This is a genomic window from Asanoa iriomotensis, assembly GCF_016862515.1.
In the GTDB taxonomy this organism is placed as follows: Bacteria; Actinomycetota; Actinomycetes; order Mycobacteriales; family Micromonosporaceae; genus Asanoa; species Asanoa iriomotensis.
On the sequence record NZ_BONC01000012.1, the window covers coordinates 73,290 to 91,590 of the forward strand.

General features: G+C 70.8%; 16 protein-coding genes and 14 tRNA genes. 7 read left to right on the forward strand and 23 right to left on the reverse strand.

Features of this window, described 5'->3' with window-relative positions:
- Window positions 1–2 precede the first annotated feature (2 nt).
- Window positions 3–1,118, reverse strand: a complete 1,116-nt coding sequence (locus Air01nite_RS11170; RefSeq protein ID WP_203701943.1) for a mandelate racemase/muconate lactonizing enzyme family protein — start codon at window positions 1,116–1,118, stop codon at window positions 3–5.
- Between the two features lie 339 nt (window positions 1,119–1,457).
- Between Air01nite_RS11170 and Air01nite_RS11175 the strand changes: the two genes are divergently transcribed.
- The 5 genes from Air01nite_RS11175 (at window position 1,458) to Air01nite_RS11195 (ending at window position 5,245) form a co-directional block, all read left to right on the forward strand.
- Window positions 1,458–2,150 (forward strand): GntR family transcriptional regulator, encoded by a 693-nt coding sequence (locus Air01nite_RS11175; RefSeq protein WP_203701944.1) that lies wholly within the window; start codon window positions 1,458–1,460, stop codon window positions 2,148–2,150.
- Between the two features lie 80 nt (window positions 2,151–2,230).
- The gene (locus Air01nite_RS11180) at window positions 2,231–3,205 is read left to right on the forward strand and encodes an ABC transporter ATP-binding protein (protein ID WP_239090650.1); all 975 of its coding nucleotides are present in this window, start codon (window positions 2,231–2,233) and stop codon (window positions 3,203–3,205) included.
- Entirely contained in the window at window positions 3,202–3,975 is a 774-nt protein-coding gene (locus Air01nite_RS11185) for an ABC transporter permease (protein ID WP_203701946.1), read from the forward strand. Before Air01nite_RS11180 ends, Air01nite_RS11185 begins: the two co-directional genes overlap by 4 nt.
- Complete coding sequence (locus Air01nite_RS11190; RefSeq protein WP_203701947.1) at window positions 3,975–4,760, forward strand: ABC transporter permease; 786 nt, start codon at window positions 3,975–3,977, stop codon at window positions 4,758–4,760. Before Air01nite_RS11185 ends, Air01nite_RS11190 begins: the two co-directional genes overlap by 1 nt.
- Window positions 4,761–4,825: 65 nt before the next feature.
- Window positions 4,826–5,245: a DoxX family protein gene (locus Air01nite_RS11195; protein ID WP_203701948.1), complete on the forward strand. Its 420-nt coding sequence runs from the start codon at window positions 4,826–4,828 to the stop codon at window positions 5,243–5,245.
- A 233-nt stretch (window positions 5,246–5,478) separates the two neighbouring features.
- On the opposite strand, the gene Air01nite_RS11200 is transcribed toward Air01nite_RS11195, so the two are convergent.
- From Air01nite_RS11200 to Air01nite_RS11285, 18 genes are all read right to left on the reverse strand, one after another.
- Complete coding sequence (locus Air01nite_RS11200; protein WP_203701949.1) at window positions 5,479–6,405, reverse strand: LLM class flavin-dependent oxidoreductase; 927 nt, start codon at window positions 6,403–6,405, stop codon at window positions 5,479–5,481.
- Window positions 6,406–6,579: 174 nt separating this feature from the next.
- Window positions 6,580–7,326 (reverse strand): MBL fold metallo-hydrolase, encoded by a 747-nt coding sequence (locus Air01nite_RS11205; RefSeq protein ID WP_203701950.1) that lies wholly within the window; start codon window positions 7,324–7,326, stop codon window positions 6,580–6,582.
- 244 nt (window positions 7,327–7,570) lie between these two features.
- Window positions 7,571–7,642 (reverse strand) — tRNA-Arg (locus tag Air01nite_RS11210).
- 93 nt (window positions 7,643–7,735) lie between these two features.
- Window positions 7,736–7,811 (reverse strand) — tRNA-His (locus Air01nite_RS11215).
- A gap of 2 nt (window positions 7,812–7,813) precedes the next feature.
- A tRNA-Val gene (locus Air01nite_RS11220) sits at window positions 7,814–7,885 on the reverse strand.
- Window positions 7,883–7,956 (reverse strand) — tRNA-Arg (locus Air01nite_RS11225). Before Air01nite_RS11225 ends, Air01nite_RS11220 begins: the two co-directional genes overlap by 3 nt.
- A gap of 34 nt (window positions 7,957–7,990) precedes the next feature.
- Window positions 7,991–8,077, reverse strand: a tRNA-Ser gene (locus Air01nite_RS11230).
- Between the two features lie 5 nt (window positions 8,078–8,082).
- Window positions 8,083–8,156 (reverse strand) — tRNA-Asp (locus Air01nite_RS11235).
- A 13-nt stretch (window positions 8,157–8,169) separates the two neighbouring features.
- Window positions 8,170–8,243 (reverse strand) — tRNA-Leu (locus tag Air01nite_RS11240).
- 5 nt (window positions 8,244–8,248) lie between these two features.
- A tRNA-Thr gene (locus Air01nite_RS11245) sits at window positions 8,249–8,325 on the reverse strand.
- A gap of 6 nt (window positions 8,326–8,331) precedes the next feature.
- Window positions 8,332–8,404, reverse strand: a tRNA-Leu gene (locus Air01nite_RS11250).
- A 12-nt stretch (window positions 8,405–8,416) separates the two neighbouring features.
- Window positions 8,417–8,491: transfer RNA gene (locus Air01nite_RS11255), tRNA-OTHER, on the reverse strand.
- A gap of 9 nt (window positions 8,492–8,500) precedes the next feature.
- Window positions 8,501–8,573: transfer RNA gene (locus tag Air01nite_RS11260), tRNA-Gly, on the reverse strand.
- Between the two features lie 24 nt (window positions 8,574–8,597).
- Window positions 8,598–8,669, reverse strand: a tRNA-OTHER gene (locus Air01nite_RS11265).
- A gap of 87 nt (window positions 8,670–8,756) precedes the next feature.
- Window positions 8,757–8,829 (reverse strand) — tRNA-Pro (locus tag Air01nite_RS11270).
- Window positions 8,830–9,009: 180 nt separating this feature from the next.
- Window positions 9,010–9,082, reverse strand: a tRNA-Trp gene (locus Air01nite_RS11275).
- Window positions 9,083–9,542: 460 nt separating this feature from the next.
- Complete coding sequence (locus tag Air01nite_RS11280; protein WP_203701951.1) at window positions 9,543–9,728, reverse strand: hypothetical protein; 186 nt, start codon at window positions 9,726–9,728, stop codon at window positions 9,543–9,545.
- Window positions 9,725–10,891: a YcaO-like family protein gene (locus Air01nite_RS11285; RefSeq protein ID WP_203701952.1), complete on the reverse strand. Its 1,167-nt coding sequence runs from the start codon at window positions 10,889–10,891 to the stop codon at window positions 9,725–9,727. The genes Air01nite_RS11280 and Air01nite_RS11285 overlap by 4 nt, the downstream gene beginning before the upstream one ends.
- Window positions 10,892–10,984: 93 nt before the next feature.
- On the opposite strand from Air01nite_RS11285, the gene Air01nite_RS11290 reads away from it, so the two are divergent.
- The gene (locus Air01nite_RS11290; protein WP_203701953.1) at window positions 10,985–13,444 is read left to right on the forward strand and encodes an excinuclease ABC subunit UvrA; all 2,460 of its coding nucleotides are present in this window, start codon (window positions 10,985–10,987) and stop codon (window positions 13,442–13,444) included.
- A 2-nt stretch (window positions 13,445–13,446) separates the two neighbouring features.
- On the opposite strand, the gene rox is transcribed toward Air01nite_RS11290, so the two are convergent.
- From rox to Air01nite_RS11305, 3 genes are all read right to left on the reverse strand, one after another.
- Window positions 13,447–14,865, reverse strand: coding sequence for a rifampin monooxygenase (gene rox, locus Air01nite_RS11295; RefSeq protein WP_203701954.1), 1,419 nt, complete (start codon window positions 14,863–14,865; stop codon window positions 13,447–13,449).
- Window positions 14,866–14,951: 86 nt separating this feature from the next.
- Window positions 14,952–15,581 carry a VOC family protein gene (locus Air01nite_RS11300; RefSeq protein WP_203701955.1) on the reverse strand — a complete coding sequence of 210 codons (630 nt, stop codon included), beginning with the start codon at window positions 15,579–15,581 and terminating at the stop codon, window positions 14,952–14,954.
- Between the two features lie 68 nt (window positions 15,582–15,649).
- Complete coding sequence (locus Air01nite_RS11305) at window positions 15,650–16,417, reverse strand: class I SAM-dependent methyltransferase (protein WP_203701956.1); 768 nt, start codon at window positions 16,415–16,417, stop codon at window positions 15,650–15,652.
- Between the two features lie 48 nt (window positions 16,418–16,465).
- Here Air01nite_RS11305 and Air01nite_RS11310 point away from each other — a divergent pair, with 48 nt between their 5' ends.
- Entirely contained in the window at window positions 16,466–17,041 is a 576-nt protein-coding gene (locus Air01nite_RS11310) for a helix-turn-helix domain-containing protein (protein WP_203701957.1), read from the forward strand.
- A gap of 22 nt (window positions 17,042–17,063) precedes the next feature.
- Here the strand turns inward: Air01nite_RS11310 and Air01nite_RS11315 are convergent, their stop codons facing one another.
- Window positions 17,064–18,248 (reverse strand): D-alanyl-D-alanine carboxypeptidase family protein, encoded by a 1,185-nt coding sequence (locus Air01nite_RS11315; protein ID WP_203701958.1) that lies wholly within the window; start codon window positions 18,246–18,248, stop codon window positions 17,064–17,066.
- Window positions 18,249–18,301: the final 53 nt, after the last annotated feature.

An 18,301-nucleotide genomic window follows, 5' to 3' on the forward strand; every position in this document is an offset into this window, starting at 1 on the left:
GGTCAGCCGGCGGCGTGCCGAACGAAGTCCTCGTCGACGGTGATGCCGAGGCCGGGACCGTCCGGGATGGGCATCCGCCCGGCGGTGAGGGTGAGGGGCTCGTGGGCGAGCCGGGTGCGCATCGGGTTCTCGAACCGGTCCACCTCGAGCACGGGGGACTCCGGTCCGTCCAGTTCGGAGGGTTCGGGCAACAGGCTGACGGCCTGGAGCGTGGCGGCCAGCAGGACCGCGCCGCCCCAGGCGTGCGGGACGCACTGCCGGCCGCGCAGGGCGGCCAGCTCGGCGACGAAGAGCAGCTCGCCGATGCCGCCGCAGATCGCCACGTCCGGCTGGACGATGTCGACCGGCGTGCGGGTCAGGTAGGAGTCGAAGGCGCCCCGGGACTCCAGGCCCTCGTAGGCCGCGATCGCGATGCCGAGGCCGCCGAGGTGCTCGTAGCCGGGGTAGGCCAGGCCGCCGCGGAACCGGATCAGCGGCTCCTCCAGCCAGCGGAAGCTCAGGTCGGCCAGGCCCCGGGCGACCTCGCGGGCGCGCGGCACCGTGTAGGCGCCGTTGGCGTCGACCATCAGCTCCACGTCGGGGCCGACCTGGCCGCGGACCTTCGCGAGGATCGGCAGCTCGCGGGTGGGCGCGAAACGGCCGATCCGGATCTTGCAAGCCGTGAACCCGTCGCCGACCGCGGCGGCGACCTCGTCGGGCCAGCTCTGTTCGGGGTCGACGCCGTCGACGTAGCCGCCGCTGGAGGCGTAGCCGCGCACGCTGTCGCGCCGGCGGCCGCCGTAGAGCGTGGCGACCGGCACGCCGAGGCGGCGGGCGCGCAGGTCGTCGAGGGCGATGGCGAGGGCGCTGATGGCGAGGCCGTCGGTGGTCGCGACGCGCAGCGTGTCGAGCAGCGGGCGGGCGTCGGCGGCGTCGCGGCCGAGCAGCAGGGCGCCGACCTCTTCGATCACGGCGGCGACGCCGGCGCGGGCGTAGGTCTCGCCCCAGCCGTCGAGGCCGTCGCCGTCGCGGAGCCGGACGAGGACGCTGCGGCGCTCGCGGTAGGTGGCGCCGGACGGGCCGGTGGGTGCGGAGATCGGCTGGCTGAGCTGGAAAACCTCGACCCGCTGGATCGCCATCGCGCCCACGCTCCTCGTCGGTCAAAGCTGCCCTGTCACGCGGGCCCCTTTGATCGCCGAGTATGTTCAGCCGACGTTCGAGGTGTCAATACATTTTCGAATCCTAGAGGGGATCTGTTACTTCATCCGTCACATTCACTGGACGGCGGGTATCCGTTTTGCCGGTCTTGTGATCACGAATGGGTCGGATTCGCGGCGCCCGCCGTGACCCGGAAGGCGCTTTCTGTCAGGGTTCGACACACTGAACCGGCCTCGACACGGCGTTGGCGCGGGGGTTCGATATCCGGCCGTGGTTTCGAGATTGTGCCGATGTCTCAAAGTTCTCCTACACTGTCAACCATGCCTCGTGGTGAGACCCGCGCGGAGCGCATCTACGCCAACCTCCGCGGCGACATCCTGACCGGGCGACTGCTCCCCGGTCAGCGGCTGCCGTTCGCCGACCTCGGCGTCCGCTACAGCACGAGCGTCGGCGTGCTGCGCGAAGCGCTGTCCCGACTCGTCGAGCAGGGCCTCGTCCTCTCCGAACCGCAGCTCGGCTTCCGGGTCACCCCGGTCTCCGAGGAGGACCTGCGCGACCTGACCAGCACGCGCATCGACATCGAGACGCTGTGCCTGCGCCACGCGATCAACCACGGCGACATCGCCTGGGAGTCCCGCGTCGTCGCCGCGTTCCACACGCTCGACCGCACGCCGGAGCTGGCGACGACCCAGCCGCGCGCGGTCAACGAGGACTGGGCGACCGCGCACGCCGCATTCCACGCCGCGGTCCTGGAGGGCTGCCCGAGCCGCCGGCTGCGCGACATCGCGGCTTCGCTGCGCGACGCGTCGGAGCTCTACCGGCGCTGGTCGCGGCACCTCGGCAGCGAGGACACCCGGGACATCCCCGGCGAGCACCGCGCACTGCGCGACGCGGTCCTGGCCCGCGACGAGGAACAGGCCGTGGCGGCGCTGACCAAGCACATCTCCTACACGACCCGGGCCCTGCTCGACTCGGCCCCCGCCGAGCTGATGGCCACGTCCGTCGAGGCCTGACCGGCTCGCAACGGGGTAGCGGGAAACGCGCCCGTGTAGCACCGTGTCCGTCGGACGGCGTTCGAACGGGGATGGTGCGCGTGACGGAACCGGTGATCGAGGTCGACGGGCTTGCCCGGACGTTCCGCAGCAGGAAAGGGCTGATCCGCCGGTCGAGCAAGGAGATCGAGGCCGTCCGGGGCGTCAGCTTCGCGGTCGAGCGAGGTGAGCTGTTCGGCCTGCTCGGGCCCAACGGCGCCGGCAAGACGACGACCATCAAGATGCTGATCACGTTGCTGCTGCCGACCGGCGGCCGTGCGCGCGTGCTGGGTCACGACGTCGTCGCGCAGGCCCACGCCGTGCGCCGGAAGGTCGGTTATGTCTTCGGTGGTGACCGTGGCCTCTACGAGCGCCTGTCCGGTCTGGACAATCTCCGCTACTTCGCCGAGTTGTACGGCGTGCCGGCGCGGGAGTCCAAGCAGCGGGTGGGCGAGCTGCTGGAGCTGGTCGGCCTGGCGGGACGCGAGAAGGAGCGGGTCGAGGGCTACTCGCGTGGCATGCGGCAGCGGCTGCACATCGCCCGCGGGCTGCTGCACCGGCCGGAGGTGCTGTTCCTCGACGAGCCGAGCATCGGCATCGACCCGGTCGGCGCCCGCGAGCTGCGCGCGACGGTCAGGAACCTCGTCGAAACCGGCACGACGGTCCTGCTCACCACCCACTACATGTTCGAGGCCGACGAGCTGTGCGACCGGATCGCGGTGATCGCCCGCGGGCGGATCGTCGCGCTGGACACGCCCTCGGAGCTCAAACAGAAGGTGACCACCGGGACCGTCCTCGAGATCGACGTGTTCGGCGTGCCGGACGGGGTGGTGGAGAAGGTGCGGGCCGAGCCGGACGTGCTGTCGGTCAGCGTCGACGTCCAGGGCCAGGCCGAGGTGCTGACCGTGCACGCCCGGCCCGGCACCGACGTGACCCAGGCGGTGATGGGCCACCTCGACGGCAGCCGGTTCGGCCGGGTGATCACGCGGCAGCCGACGCTCGAGGACGCGTACATCGAGCTGGTGAACGCCGCGTGAGGACCCTCCGCCTGGTCGGTGTCGCCTGGTGGCTCCAGCTCAAGATGCGCAGCCGGTCGGCGTTCGACGGGCTGCTCTCGCTGCTCTACCCGGGTTTCTTCGCCACGACGATCTTCATGATGTTCAAGCAGGGCGACGCCGCCGGGCCCGCGCTGCTGTCGGCCGCCGTCGGGTCCAGCGCGATGGGCATCTGGTCGGCGGTGAGCACGACCGCGGCGTTCGCGCTCCAGATGGAACGGCGCCAGGGGACGCTGGAGCTGCTGGTGCTCGCGCCGCAGCCGTTCGCGCTGCTGCTCGTGCCGCTGACGCTGTCGATGGCGACGATCGGCGCGTACAGCATGATCGCGACTTTGCTCTGGGGTCGGTTGGCGTTCGGCATCCACCTCACGATCGCGGACCCTCTCGGCTTCCTCGTCGCCGTGGTCGTCACCGTTTTCGCCATCGGGATGCTGGGCATGCTCATCGCCATCTCGTCGATCCGGTACCGGTTCGCGTGGGCGCTGGGCTCCGCGATCGAGATGCCGGTCTGGCTGATCTGCGGGTTCCTCGTGGCGGTCAGCGACCTGCCGGCGTGGGTCCGCCCGCTGTCGGCGGTGCTGAGCCCGACCTGGGGTGTGGCGGCGATGCGCGCGGCGGCCAACGGCCAGAGCCCGTGGGCCGACCTGGGCTGGTGCGTGCTGACGGCGGCGAGCTACGGGTTGGTCGCGATGTTCGTCTCCCGCTGGATGGTGCACTCGGCCCGCGCACACGCGACCCTGGCGCTGAGCTGATGAACAGTCTGCGCATCTTCTTCATCGGCGGGCTGACCAGCTACCGCGCGCTGTTCCACTGGCTGTCGCCGTGGATCCTGGTGCCCACCTTCCTGCTCACGCCGCTGTTCCAGATCTTCCTGTTCGTCTACATCGGACGCACGGCGGGCATCAGCGACGACCGGTTCTTCCTGATCGGCAACGCGGTGGTCAACGCCGCGGTCCCGTGCCTCTTCGCGATGGGCAACACGATCGGCGGCGAACGCAACACGGGTACGCTGCCGCTGCTGATCGCGTCGCCGGCCAAACGGGTGCCGCTGTTCCTCGGGCGGGCGCTGCCGGTCATCGTCAACGGGTTCCTGGTCGCGGTGTTCGCGCTGATCACCGGCAGCCTGCTGCTGCGGGTGGACATCCCACCGGCGACGTGGGGCGGCATCGCGGTCGCGATCGCCGCCTGCTCGATCTCGTGTACGGGCCTGGGGTTGCTCGGCGCAGCGGTGGCGCTGCGGGTCCGCGAGACGGCGGTGATGTCGAACATCGTGCTCGGCATCCTGATCGTCTTCGCGGGCGTCAACGTCCCGGTGGGCGCGATGCCGGGCTGGATGCAGGTGGTGGCGGGCTGGCTGCCGATGACGCACGGCATCCGCGCCACCCACGACCTGGCCGCCGGCGCCGCACTGACCGACGTGGCCGGAACGCTGCTCGCGGAGTTGGGGTTGGGCGCGCTCTACGCGGGCCTCGGGCTGGCGCTGCTGCGGTGGTTCGAGTACGAGAGCCGCGCGAGGGCGACCCTCGACACCGCTTGAACGCTCAACCGCATGGGCGTACGTTGACGGCGATCTATCCCCTCGCTATTGAAGGAATGGACGCCATGGATGTGCTCGTGTTGATCGGCCGACTCCTGTTCGTCCCGCTGTTCCTGGGCTCGGCGGTCGGCCACCTCACCCAGACCGAAGGGATGGCGGCGTACGCCAAGTCCCGCGGCGTGCCGTCCGCCCGCATCGCCGTCCTCGGGACGGGCGTCATGCTCGCAGTCGGCGGCGTTCTGGTGCTCCTCGGGCTGTGGGCCGACCTCGGAGCGCTGATCCTGTTCGTCTTCCTGGTCTCGACCGCAGTGCTGATGCACAGCTTCTGGAAGGAGACCGACCCGGAGGCGCGGCAGAACGAGATGGTCCAGTTCCTGAAGGACCTGGCCCTCGGCGGCGCGGCGCTGATGCTGTTCGCGTTCTTCGCCTACGTCGGCGACGACCTGGGCCTGACCATCACCGGGCCGCTGTTCGACCTGCGCTGAGGTAACAGGTGCCCGGCGGGCCGCGCCGGGCACCTGCTCGGCCACGTGGTCTCCGCGAGCGCGGCGAGGTCGCATTCGTCGAGGGTCCGGGACGCCTGCCGGGCGGCCGGCTGCGAACCGCGTGCGTCACTCGCCTCCGACGACTACCGGGCCGTTCAGGCTTTAGTCGCCGCCGGCCGCCCGAGCCAGGACCGGGATTCTCCAGGATGTCACGGGCCGGCTCAGAAGCCGCGTCAGGACTCCACCCAGGGCACCACCTCCTGCATGAACCGCTCCAGCTGAACTTCGGCGTCGGCCACCGGCCAGATGAACATCCGGTCGATGCCGGCCTCGGTGTACCGCCGGACCAGGTCGGCGCAGTGCTCGGCCGAGCCCACCAGCACCATGCCCGACAGCCGCTCCACCGGCCTCTTCACCATCGCCGCCAGTTCTGCCAGCCGCGCGTCACGGACCCGGGTGTCGTCAGTGACGTATGTCCACATCGTGGCCAGCGCACACGGAAAACCGTCCAGGCTCCTACCGGCCTGTGCGAGCGCGGCGGCCAGCTTCACGCGTGCGTCGAGGATCCGCGCCGGCGTCGTGTTGTAAGCCGAGGCGACCCAGCCGTCGCCGAGGCGTGCGACCCGCGTCAGACCGGCGTCCGAGCCCCAACTGGCGATCCAGATCGGTGGCCCGCCCACCTGCGACGGACGCGGCCGCAAAGCCGGCACGCTCGCGTAGAAGACGCCGCCGAACGGCGGCGCACCGTCCGTCAGGCAGGCCCGCACGACCCGGATCGACTCCTCGAAGCGCGGCCACCGCTCGTCGAATGGCACACCGGCGGCCTCGTAGTCCCCCGCCGACGAACCCGGCCCCAGCCCGAGGACGAGCCGGCCGCCCGAGATGACGTCCAACGCGGCGGCAGCCTTGGCCAACGCCACCGGCCCGCGCACGACCGGAAGCGACACCGTCGTAGCCAACTCCAGGTCGCCGCTGGCCTCCACCACCGCGGCGAGCGCGACGATGCCGTCCAGCCACGGTCGCTGGAAGACCAGGTGGTCGTTCGCGGTGACGGCCGCGTACCCCAATTGCCTCGCCGTCGCCGCGTACGAGGCCAAGACCCGCTGCCCCCGGCCCGGGCCCGCAAAGTCGATCAACGGTAGATGCGCGCCGTATCGCATGGTCGAGACCTTACTCACGCAAACAGTACGCACCGTGACGTATCGAGGTGCTGCCCGCCAAACCATCGATGGCACTTACCCAAGCGCATCGGATAAGTGCCATTGCGGCGAGTGCCCGGTGGCCGCGCCGGGCGTACTCGCCCGCGCTGGGCCGACCCTCGGATCCGACGCGACTCAAGCTTTCTCGCGCAGGTAGGCCTCGGCCAACTGGCGAAGGCGTGCCCGGTCGAAGCTGTGCCCGTGGCCGGGATGGACGACGGACACGTCGAGGTCCGCGAGGAACTCCATGCTCCGTCGGTAGGCAGCCACATTGGAGTTCGGCAGATCGTCGATCAGGCCACCGTCGTAGATGATGTCGCCGGAATACAGAGTCCCGGTGCGCTCCTCCAGCAGGGCGATGCTCCCCGGTGTGTGGCCGGGAAGGTGCAACACAGTCAGCACTCGCCCGCCCAGGTCGATTCGGTCTCCGTCGTCGAGCATCCGGTTCAGGGTCATGGGTTCGACGCGGTAGGTTGCCGGGTCGTAGCCGGGGCTGGGCAGCACGTCGATCATGAGCTCCGGGACAGGTTCTCCCGCCGCGTCGATCCCCAGTTTGTCGTAGAGCTCCGCGCCGTACAGGCTCGCCGGCACACCCGCCGCCAAGACCCCCGCCTCGGCGGAGTGGGCGGCCCGGTCACCGAACTCAGCCGCCCCACCGACATGATCCAGGTGCGCGTGGGTGAGCAGGACCATCGGATCGCGCTCGAACATGCCCGCAATCGCCTCCCGCAAGGCGACCACACCGAGCCCGGCGTCGACCACGACATCACGATCGCTACCGCGCAACCACCAGAAGTTCGCCGACAACAGTTCGTTGACGTGCGGTTCCGAGACCCGGATGACGTCGCTGCTCACTTCGGCCTGCGAATACCAGTCGACCATGTCCGCCAGTGTGCCAGCGCGCCCCGGACCTGAATCCGCCGCGGCGGTTGAGCCGAGGGCATGTCGTCGCAGGCCCCGGTGTCGAACCGGGCGGGTCGCCGTTATGAGCAGCGGCTGGACAGCCAACGTCCTCCTGCGATGTGGTTCCACGAGTGGATGGCGTTGAGGCGAAGTCGGGACTCGAACCCGCATCTCGCGCTTTGCAGGTGCGGCGCTCACCCAGAACGATCACTTCGCCATGACGTGCCCCCGGCTGGATTCGAACCAGCGGCCTCGGCCTTCGGACGACCGCGCTCTTCCGCTGAGCTACGAAGGCATGATTCGCGTGCGCGTCCCTGGGCTCGAACCACGCATGCACAAGTGCAACGGTTCTACAGACCGCCGGGCGACCAGCCGCCCACGACGCGCTTGGGGTGGATGACGGGACTCGAACCCGCGACCTCCGGAGCCACAATCTGGAGCTCTACCTGCTGAGCTACATCCACCGTGCCCGCACCAGGGTTCGAACCTGGGGCCTCTGCTGTGTGAAAGCAGGGCTGAGCCACAGCCCGTTGCGTACCCTCGGCAGGACTCGAACCTGCCACCTCCGACTTCGTAGGCCGGCGCTCTCTCCAGATGAGCTACGAGGGCGTGAGTGTCGTCAATGTGGCTACGACGACAAGGTTGGCGGAGAGCGCCGGAGTCGAACCGGCCCACGAGTCTCCCCGTGGCGGGTTAGCAACCCGCTTGCCTCACCGATGGCGGGCTCTCCATTTGCGGCGCCGACGGGACTCGAACCCGCGACCTCTGCCGTGACAGGGCAACGCTCTAGCCGACTGAGCTACGACACCATGTGTTGCTGCGTACCCGCCGAGGGATTCGAACCCCCAACCTCCCGGCCCTGAACCGGGCGCCTCTGCCAATTGGGCTACGCGGGCAGGTGTGGAGCCACCGCTCGGGTTCGAACCGAGGACCTCCGCATTACGAGTGCGGCGCTGCTACCAGCTGAGCTACGGCGGCGTGGTGTACCTCGGGCGGGGTTCGAACCCGCAGATCCCGGGTTTGAGCCGGGCACCTCTGCCGATTGGGTCACCGAGGCAGGTTGATCCCTTGGCTCCGGGTGCAGGACTCGAACCTGCGTCCTCCCGATCCAAGTCGGGGCGCCCAACCATCAGAGCAACCCGGATTGTCAGCGAGCGGTCGGCGGGCATCGAACCCGCTTCTTCGGTTTGGAAGACCGACATGTCCGCCGAGTTCACCACGACCGCAGGGCGTTACTGTGTATCCCGACGTGCCCACCACTGGGATCGAACCAGTGACCTCGCCCTTTCAGGGGCGCGCTCGACCAACCGAGCTCGGTGGGCTTGCTTCGGTGGACCGCAAGGGGATCGAACCCTTCACGGTGTGCCTGCCAGGCACACCCGCACACCAGTGGCGCGCGGCCCATCGCGTCGGGCACCGGGGAGTCGAACCCCGCGCTTCCTGCTCCCAACGCAGGTCCGGTCACCGAGCCGGTCGTACCCGATGTGCCGCACGCGGCGCCGCCCTTGGTGCGGCGGCGCTCGCGCGGGCACTTATGCGATTTCTCGGTGCCGAGCCGGCCACCGCGAAGGGTGGCCCGGGTCCGGCCCGAGATTCAGTTGCCATCCACTGTGGAGTTCTCAAATCACAATCCCGATCGATCCGATCGGATCGATAGGAGAGCAGGGGCGACAGGACTCGAACCTGCAACCACCGACTTTGGAGATCGGTGCGCTACCAGTTGCGCCACACCCCTATGGGAGCTAGATGCCTTGTGGGGAAACAGAAACGCCGCCCGGTCCCGGTTCGGGAGGGGCGGCGTGAGCGCTTCTGCTGCGCTAGCTCAGCCGCCGTCCCGTGTGGTTCGGCTTATCGCTGGCGGTCGTGTCAACGGATCGCCCGGCATAGGGCATGCCCACGAAACCGCACAGCGTTGACCGCTGCGGTTCGGCGATGGCTTGCCACAACATGTCCGGGTCGCTCCTCGATCGTGTGTGCGTTGTCTGAGATCCAAGGTAGATCGCGCTGCCGAGGAGGGCAACACCTTTTGTGAGCTGCCTTCACGGCTGGCGATCCGATCGCGGGCGGGCCGGCGGTTGCGTCGACGACGAGAGGACGTGTCCCGGCAGAGATGTGGGCCGCGCTTGGGTGTGTCCGAGTCGTTTCTCCTCGCGGAGGTGGCGGGTGCCCGGCGGTCGCGCCGGGCACCCGGTCGGTTACGCCCGTTCCGCGAGCCCGGCGAGGTCGCGCTCGTCGGCCGCGGTCAGGGTGAGGTGGAGGTCGACCGCGAGGTCGTCGGCCGCGTGGTGACAGAGGTTGACGCCGGCGGTGTAGGCCTCGCCGGCGTCGTCGCCCGGGTGGAAGCACGGCGAGACGGAGCCCGGTCCTGGTAGCAGGTTCATGATCCTCTCCTTGTCAGTGTTGACGGCCAGAGGCGCTCGCCCCGGCCGGTGGGCACGACGGGGACACCATGCCGCACCAGGCTGAAGCGCTCCAGTCCCGGCGCGATCGTGGTGGCCACGGCGATCAGGGAGTCGACCGGCGCGACCTCGCAGACGTGGTGGTCGACGCCGTGCCGGAGCAGTGCCTGCCGGACGCGTGCCCGTCCCCATTCCGGGGAGCCGTCCCCGGTGGGGTCGGTGCGCAGCGGCACCGCTCGGAACGCCAGCTCGTCGAGCGGCATCGCGGCGCATCGCCGCAATGCCGGCCAGGCCGCCAGTTGGTGGTGCCGTGCGGGTGGTGGCAGCGCACAGGTCTGGAGCAGCTCGGCGAGGGCGCGCGACGCGGCGTCGGTCGCCCAGCACGAGGCGCCGGCACCCAGGCGGCCTGCTGACGTGACCGCGAGGTAGACCGGGATGTCCAGGTCGGTCGTGACGTCGAGCAGGTGGACCGGTGCGCCGGCCGCCTGGGCTGCCTGGTCGTGCAGCACGCGGAGCGCGCCGGGCAGGTCTTCGGCCGGCACGACGTCGACGTCCGGGACGCCCGCGACGTACCAGCGCAGCAGTGCCTGGCTGAGGGCGTCGTGCTCGACCAACTCGCAGAGTCCGTGGTAGACGGCCTCGGCGAGGTCGACGCCCGCGGCGGTGCCGAGGCTGGACGAGTAGCGGAGCAGGCCGCGGTACGGGCGGACGTCATCGCCCGGTGCGGGGCGGCGGTGGTAGCGCGGGTCGGCGAGGAACGTGGGATAGCGGACGCCGCTGTACGAGGCGCAGGCGGCCACCGAGTCGGGGTACTCCGCCGCCCAGCGCTGGATGACGAGGTCGTGCTCCAGTGCGGGTTGCTCGGCCACGTCGGCGGCGGACGACAGCCTGGTGGCGTCCGGCGTTCGCCGCCGGTTGTCGGGTGCCGACATGAGGTAGCGCTCGAGCGCCTCGAAGTGCGCGCTGGCCGCGCCCTGGGCGCCCGCGCCCTTGCCGGCCCCGGTCGCGACCGGCTGCCCGTCGCGGACCAGCGTGACGCACCTGGTCTGCCCGAGAACTGTCGCGTGCGCGGCGAGACCGAGCCGGTCGATCTCCGCAAGGGCGGTGTCGAGGGCCTGCTGTGCGGAGACGGATCGAAACGGCACGAACTCCCCTCCCGGCGCAGAGGTGGACTCTGTGACGGAGGCTACAGGCCGTTTCGGCGTTACGCGGGGGCGATCGGGGCTAGACCGGAAGCTATGGCGCCTTCGAAGATCGCCCCTCCGCCGGACACCCTGCCGCGGGCCATTCAAGCGCGCGGCGTGCGGCACAACACCTTGCGGGACCTCGATGTCGACGTGCCGCTGTGGCGGACCGTCGTGATCGCCGGCGTGTCCGGGTCCGGCAAGACCTCGCTCGCCATGGGCACCCTCTACGCCGAGGGTATGCACCGGTTTCTGGAAGGGCTGAGCACCTACAGCCGGCGGCGGCTGACGCAGGCCGAGCGGCCCGATGTCGACCGCATCGATCATCTGCCGGCCGCGCTCGCCCTGCGGCAGCGGCCGCCGACACCCGGGCCGCGCAGCACCGTCGGGACCATGAGCGAGGTGCTCAACGTCCTGCGGCTCATCATGTCGCGGCTCGGCACGCACCGGTGTCCGAACGGGCACGACGTCCCGCCGTCCATCGCCACGCAGGCCATGGAGATCCAGTGCCCGGTTGACGGTGTGCGGTTCGAGGCGCCGAGCGCCGAGTCGTTCGCGTTCAACTCGATCGGGGCCTGTCCCGGCTGCAACGGCATCGGCACCCGGTTCGACGTCGACGAGGACACGCTCGTCGCCGACCCGGACAAGACGATCGACGAAGGGGCCGTGCTCCCGTGGAACGTGGGCGGGCGCCGGCTGAGCATGTACGCCGCCGGTGAGTTGGGTGTGCGGCTCAACGTCCCGTACAAGCGACTGTCCCGCAAGGAGAAGAATCTCGTCCTGCACGGCAGGCCCGTCAAGCAGCCCGTCGTCCTCTCCGGGCGCAACGGGCGGCGGGTGCGGCTCAACGTCACCTACGACAACGCGGTCACCGCGGCGCAGAAGTCGGAGAAGAGCCGGTACCTCGTCTCGCACACCTGTCCCGTCTGTCACGGCACCCGGCTGCGGCCCGAGGCGTTGACCTCGCACCTCAACGGACGCAACCTCGCCGAGATCAGCGCCCTCGACCTCGACGAGTTGGTCGTGTTCGTCAACGACCTGCCGCCGTTGATGCCGCCGGAGCTCAGCCGCATGACGACCGGGCTGATCGGCGAGCTGACCGGGGCCGTCGGGCCGCTGCTCGACCTCGGGCTGGGCTATCTGGGCCTCGATCGGGCCGGCGCCACCCTGTCGACCGGTGAGCGGCAGCGGATCGAGCTGACCTCGACGGTCCGGGCCAACACGACCGGCATGTTGTACGTCCTGGACGAGCCGTCAGTCGGCCTGCATCCGAGCAATGTGGAGGGACTGCGCAAGACCGTCGCCGCGCTCGCCGGCAACGGCAACACCGTCGTGATCGTCGAGCACGACCTCGACCTGATCCGTTCGGCCGACTGGATCATCGAGCTGGGTCCGGGCGCGGGCCGGCTGGGCGGTGGAATCGTCGCCGAGGGTACGCCCGACCAGATCCTGAAGAGCCGAAAGTCGATCATCGGACCGTTCCTGGACGGCCGGCGCGCGGTCGACCGCCCGCCCCGGCCGCTGCCGCGTGAGCGGGCCATCGTCGGCGTGCGGCGCCTCTACAACCTGCGCAACGTGACCGCGGCGTTCCCGGTCAACCGGATGACCGCGCTGGCCGGCCCGTCGGGCGCGGGCAAGACCGCACTGGTGTTGGACAGCCTGATCCCCGCGGCCCGCGCGCAACTCGCCGGCGACGCGCTCCCGGCACACGTGAAGTCCGTCGACCTCGGCCCGATCCGCCAGGTGGTGGAGATCGACGCGACCCCGATCGGTCTGAACGCGCGGTCGACGCCGAGCACGTACTCGGGTGCCTTCGACGCCATCCGCGCCTACTACGCCGCCGAGTCGGGGCGCTCCGCCGGCGCTTTCTCGTTCAACACCAAGGAAGGGCAGTGCCCGACCTGCCGCGGGATCGGCTCGATCGACCTGGACGTGCAGTACCTGCCCGACATCAACGTCGAATGCCCGACCTGCCACGGCAAGCGGTTCAACGACGAGACATTGGCGGTACGAGTAGCCGGTCTGACCATTTCCGACGTGCTCGGACTGACCGTACGCGAGGCGGTCGACCACTTCAGCGGACAGCCGGCGATCGTGCGCCCCCTGCGGCCGATGGTCGACGTCGGTCTGGGCTACCTGCGCCTGGGCGAGCCGACGCCGTCACTGTCCGGTGGGGAGTCGCAGCGCCTGCGGATCGCCGCCCGGCTGCGGACCAGCCAGCGCGACGTGCTCTACGTGCTCGACGAGCCGTCGACGGGGTTGCACCCGGTGGACATCCGTACCCTCGTCGGCGTCTTCGACCGGCTCCTCGCGGACGGCGCCACGATCATCGTGATCGACCACGACCTGGACCTGCTGGCAGCGGCCGACCACGTGATCGACATGGGACCGAGCGGCGGCCCGGACGGCGGCCGCATCGTCGCGCGCGGCACGCCGTCCGAGGTCGCCGCCGATCCGCACAGCGTGACCGGCCCATGGCTGGCGGCCCACCTAGGGTCTGTCTCGAAGTCCTGACCCTAGCGGCCGAACCACCTGCGTAGGCTCGTCTCCAGCGACGGCTGGTCGTCGCCGACCCAGACCGCATGGCCGTCCGGGCGCAGCAGCACCGCCGGCGCCGACAGCTCCTCGCTGACGTCGGCGACGTGGTCGACCCGGTCGGCCCAGACGCCGGTCGACAGCTCGCCGGTCTGGTCGAGCAGCAGCCCGCGACCGTCGTGCATCAGCTCGTAGAGGCGGCCGTGCTTGAGCCGCGCGTCGCGCAACCGCCGGCCGAGCAGCGGATGGTCGCCCTCCCCCACGTCGTACCGGATCGCGGTGGCGGTGATCTTCTCGGTCAGGAAGCGGTTGACGTCGTCGAAGGCCATCAGCTCCGCCACGAGCCGGCGCACCGCCTGCGGACCCGGCTCGGTGGCCATCAGCTCCATCATGGCGCGGGTGGTGTCGAGCACCTCGGCGGCCACGGGACGGCGCTCGCTCTCGTAGGTGTCCAGCAGCGTCGCCGGCGCCCAGCCGTCGATCTCGGCGGCCAGCTTCCAGCCGAGGTTGAACGCGTCCTGTACGCCGAGGTTGAGCCCCTGGCCGCCGACGGGTGGGTGGACGTGCGCCGCGTCGCCGGCCAGCAGCACGCGGCCGACCCGGTAGCGCTCGGCCAGCCGGGTGGCGTTGCCGAACCGGGACAGCCAGCGCGGGTCGTGGACGCCGAAGTCCGTGCCGGCGTACGCCTGGAGTTGTCGCTTGAACTCGTCGAGCGTCGGCGGCACCGCGCGGTCCTCGGCCACCCCGTCGGCGGGCACGACGCCGCGGTAGTAGCCGTCACCGACCGGCCCGAGACCGAATCGTTTCTGGGTCTTGCGTACCTCCGCGGTCACCTCGGCCACCGTCTCCGGCGACGCGGTCACCGCCAGCTCGCCGATCAGCGTCTCGACGGTGGCGGCCTCGCCCGGGAAGCCGACGCCGAGCAGCTTGCGGACGATGCTGCGGCCGCCGTCGCAGCCGACCAGGTAGCGGGCCCGCAGCCGGCTGCCGTCGGCCAGCTCGACGGTGACGCCGCGCTCGTCCTGGCTGAGCCCGACGAGCTCCTGCCCCCGCCGGATCTCGGTGCCGAGCTCGGTCGCGCGCGACTCCAGCCGCCGGTCGATGAGCGGTTGCGGCATGCCGAGGACGTACGCGTGCGCACTGTCGATGCGGGCGGCGGGCATCTCGATGCCGGCGAAGAAGCCGAGGACCGGGTACTGCTTGCCCAGCGGGAGCAGCGCGTCCAGGAGACCGCGCTGGTCCATCACCTCGATGCTGCGTGCGTGCAGTCCGAGCGCCCGGACCACTTTGGTCGGCTCCGGGTCGCGCTCCAGGACGACCACCCGCACGCCGTGCAGCCGCAGCTCGCTCGCGAGCATGAGACCGGTCGGCCCGCCGCCCGCGATGATCACGTCGATCATGAATCCCCCCGCAATTCCGCAGGTCATGTGCTTCGGCCGACGATTCTGCGCCATAACCCCGGTCTTGCCGCAAGACCCCCTATTTGCTATACGTTGGTAATGGAGGGAAGTGTTGCTTCCCATCCGAAGCCGTCGGGGTCCGCGAACCGCCCGGCATCGCTCGTGACCACCACCCGATGCGATCCCTCGCCTTCCGGCCGCACACCGGCGTCCTTGGCCGCCGCCTTGCGCCCGTAGAGGGCCAGCTTCACGGGGCTGTCGCCGGTCGCGAACTCGACGTACTTGCGGCCGAAGCTCTTCGCCACCGGGAAGCCGTGGTCGACGTAGAAGCCTTTCGTGACGGCGACGTCGGCGACGCCCAGGAGCAGAACCAGTTGCTCGATCTCGCGTACTGCCGGCCCGGTGTCCTTCTTGTTCGAGGTGGAGATCTTCCAGATGGTCCCGTCGGGCGCCTGGAGGGTGCCGCCGTAGCCCCAGAAGGACTTGGTGATCGGCTTGAGGACGGTCGCGCCGGCGGCGACGGCGGATTCGAAGTAGCTGTTCGCGTTGGCCGGCTGGGCGACGACGAGCGAGAGCGTGAAGCCGCGGAAGCCGGTGGTCGCGGCGCGGGACTCGCGCAGGTGCAGCTCCTCACCCAGCCCGAAGGCGGCGGCGTAGAAGCGCTGGGCGGCGGCGAGGTCGTCGACCTCGAGGGTGACGGATTCGATGTGTGTCATGCGGAAAACGCTAGGTGCGGGCCCGCCACCTGCGCTTCTCGAATCCTGACCAGATGGCCGGGCCGGGATCAGCGGCGGGCGAGCCACACGGTGCGGGTGGTGCGCACGCTGATGTCTCCCCGCGGCGCCGCGAGCCTCGCCAGGTCTGCCGTGGACAGCAGGCCGTCGAGCCGGTCGCGCATCCGGTGCAGGACGACCTCGGCGTAGCGCGGAGCCGGCGCGGGCAGCGGCGGGCGCAGGTCGATGTCGAAGCGCCGCCGGGTGACCGTGTGGAAGCCCGCGTGCCGGGCCCGGTCGCCCCAGTCCTCGTGCATGTGCATGCCGGCCTCGTGGCGGAGCCGGTCCAGTGCGGCGTGCCCGCGCTCCTCCACGTCCTCGTCCGGTGTGCCGGACAGGAAGCGGGGAAACGAGTCCAGTTCGGCGATGACCAGCAACCCGCCCGTCCCCAGGGCCTTGAACGCCTCGGCGAGCGCGCCCTCCGGGTCGGCCATGTGGTGCATGGCGGAGGCCGCCCAGATCACGTCGGTCGGGCCGAAGTCGGGCCAGGGCTGGTCGAGGTCGGCGGTCCGGGTGTGGATCCGGTCGGCCAACCCGGCGGCGTCGACCTTGGCGCGCAGGTGGGCCAGCATCTCGGGGTCGACGTCGACGGCCGTGACCTGCGCACCGGCCAGCTCCCGGGCCAGGGCGAGGGAGCCGGTGCCGCTGCCGGCGCCGAGGTCGACGACGCGGGGGTGGTCGGGGGCCTCGCGGCCGACCCAGGCGACCAGCTCGCGGTGGTAGTCGTGGAGGACCTCGGTGTCCAGGTCGAGCATCTCGATCAGGTGGTCGTGTGGCATGCGGTAGACGGTAGCCGTCCCTTGCCATTGCGGCATAGCATCTTGCGTATGAAGCAAGACGGAGATCTGGAGGCTCTGGTCCGGCAGCGGATCCGCGGGCTGCGGACGGCGCGCGGCTGGTCGCTCGACGAGCTGGCCGCCGCCAGCCTGCTCAGCCCGTCGACGCTGAGCCGGATCGAGACCGGGCATCGGCGGGTCGCGCTCGACCAGCTGACCGCGATCGCCCGGGCGCTCGGCACGACGCTCGACCAGCTCGTCGAGTCGGACGCCGACGACGACGTGGTGATCCGCCCGCACCGCGACGACGCCCGCGGCATCACGACCTGGCTGCTGTCCCGCGACAGCGGGCAGACGGTCTCCAAGCTGCGGGTGACCCGCAAGGTGCCGAGCGAGCTGCGGGTCCACCCGGGCCGCGACTGGTTCACGGTGCTGTCCGGCACGATCGAGCTGCGGCTGGGCGAGCGGACGATCCTGGTCGGCCCCAACGAGGCGGCCGAGTTCTCGACGATGGTCCCGCACGCGTTCGGCGCGCACGGCGGCCCGGCGGAGGTCCTGTGCATCCTCGACCACGAGGGCGAGCGCACCCACCTGGGCCCGCACGGCGACGCGGGCCATCGCCACTAGCGCCGGCGACGCCTGGCGATCGTCACGGTGACCAGGACGAGGGCGAGGAGGACCACGACGGCGGTGTACGCGACGACGAACGGCGTGCGGTCAGGCTCGGTCGCGGCCACGCGCGCCTGGGCGGCCGGGCCTTCCGCAGTGCGGGTGCGGCGGTCGGCGTCGGGGCGAGCTCACCCGGTTCGACCAGGCGACCCACTTGCGCGCCCTTGGGTTGGGCGAAGCCCCAGTCGAGCAGCGCCGCGCCCTGCTGCCAGCCGCGCAGGGGCCGGGGTTCCGCGCCGAGCAGCGTGACGACCAGGCGCCGACCGCCCCGTTCGGCGGCGCCGACGTAGGTGTGCCGGGCCAGCGAGGTGAAGCCGGTCTTGCCGCCGAGCGCACCGTCGTACTCGCGGATCAGGTCGTTCTCGTTCTGGATCTGGAAGCCGCGCGGGTCCGGCGGTGTCGCGCGCGGCTGCTTGGGCACCTGCACCCGCTCGACGAGCGTGTAGCGCCGGAAGGCGGGCAGCGAGAAGCATTGACGGGCGATCAGGGCGAGGTCGTACGCGCTGGTGAACTGCCCAGGTCCGTCGAGCCCCGACGGCGTCACCGCTCTCGTCTGGTGGGCGCCCAGGCGGCGCGCTTCCTCGTTCATGGCCTTGACGCCGCCGGCCGCGCCCTCGGACCCGCCGCCGAGCCGGGCGAGGACGTTGGCCGCGTCGTTGCCGGACTGCAGGAGCAGGCCGAGCCAGAGCAACTCGACGGAGTACGTGCCGTTCAGCAGCAGGCCGACCGCCGAGCTGCCGGCCTCGAAGTTGAGGTCGGCCCGGGTGACGCGCACCTGCTGCCTGGGGTCGAGGCGCGGGATCAGCGTCGCGGAGAGCAGGAGCTTCTGGACGCTGGCCGGGGTGCCGTACTCATGTGCGCCGCACGCGCCGAGCACCTCGCCCGTGTCGAGGTCGGCGACCAGCCAGGACGACGCGGTGACGGCCGGCGGGCGGGTGGCACCGGCGGGCAGGACGAGACCCTTTGACGCCAGCTCTGCGCCGCCGATGGCCTTGTCGGCCGGGTTGTCGGGCGGCGGGGTCGGCTTCGGTGGGCGGCTCGGTTTCGGGGTGACCCGCACTGTCGGGCACGGCACGGGAGCGGCGGCCGCGGCCGCGGGCGGCGGCAGGATCAGCGCCGCGAGGGTGGCTGCGGTCAGCGCACAGATCACGCGCCGACCGTTCATGGCGGAGAGGCTAGTCGATCACTCAGGTTCGCGCTCGCCGGGCTCTCAGGAAC

Excerpts from the sequence above, each read along its gene's own strand:
- Air01nite_RS11170 (WP_203701943.1), bottom strand. The coding sequence starts at position 1,118 with ATGGCGATCCAGCGGGTCGAGGTTTTCCAGCTCAGCCAGCCGATCTCC.
- Air01nite_RS11175 (WP_203701944.1), top strand. The coding sequence starts at position 1,458 with ATGCCTCGTGGTGAGACCCGCGCGGAGCGCATCTACGCCAACCTCCGC.
- Air01nite_RS11190 (WP_203701947.1), top strand. The coding sequence starts at position 3,975 with ATGAACAGTCTGCGCATCTTCTTCATCGGCGGGCTGACCAGCTACCGC.
- Air01nite_RS11195 (WP_203701948.1), top strand. The coding sequence starts at position 4,826 with ATGGATGTGCTCGTGTTGATCGGCCGACTCCTGTTCGTCCCGCTGTTC.
- Air01nite_RS11200 (WP_203701949.1), bottom strand. The coding sequence starts at position 6,405 with ATGCGATACGGCGCGCATCTACCGTTGATCGACTTTGCGGGCCCGGGC.
- Air01nite_RS11205 (WP_203701950.1), bottom strand. The coding sequence starts at position 7,326 with ATGGTCGACTGGTATTCGCAGGCCGAAGTGAGCAGCGACGTCATCCGG.
- Air01nite_RS11280 (WP_203701951.1), bottom strand. The coding sequence starts at position 9,728 with ATGAACCTGCTACCAGGACCGGGCTCCGTCTCGCCGTGCTTCCACCCG.
- Air01nite_RS11290 (WP_203701953.1), top strand. The coding sequence starts at position 10,985 with ATGGCGCCTTCGAAGATCGCCCCTCCGCCGGACACCCTGCCGCGGGCC.
- rox (WP_203701954.1), bottom strand. The coding sequence starts at position 14,865 with ATGATCGACGTGATCATCGCGGGCGGCGGGCCGACCGGTCTCATGCTC.
- Air01nite_RS11300 (WP_203701955.1), bottom strand. The coding sequence starts at position 15,581 with ATGACACACATCGAATCCGTCACCCTCGAGGTCGACGACCTCGCCGCC.
- Air01nite_RS11305 (WP_203701956.1), bottom strand. The coding sequence starts at position 16,417 with ATGCCACACGACCACCTGATCGAGATGCTCGACCTGGACACCGAGGTC.
- Air01nite_RS11310 (WP_203701957.1), top strand. The coding sequence starts at position 16,466 with ATGAAGCAAGACGGAGATCTGGAGGCTCTGGTCCGGCAGCGGATCCGC.
- Air01nite_RS11315 (WP_203701958.1), bottom strand. The coding sequence starts at position 18,248 with ATGAACGGTCGGCGCGTGATCTGTGCGCTGACCGCAGCCACCCTCGCG.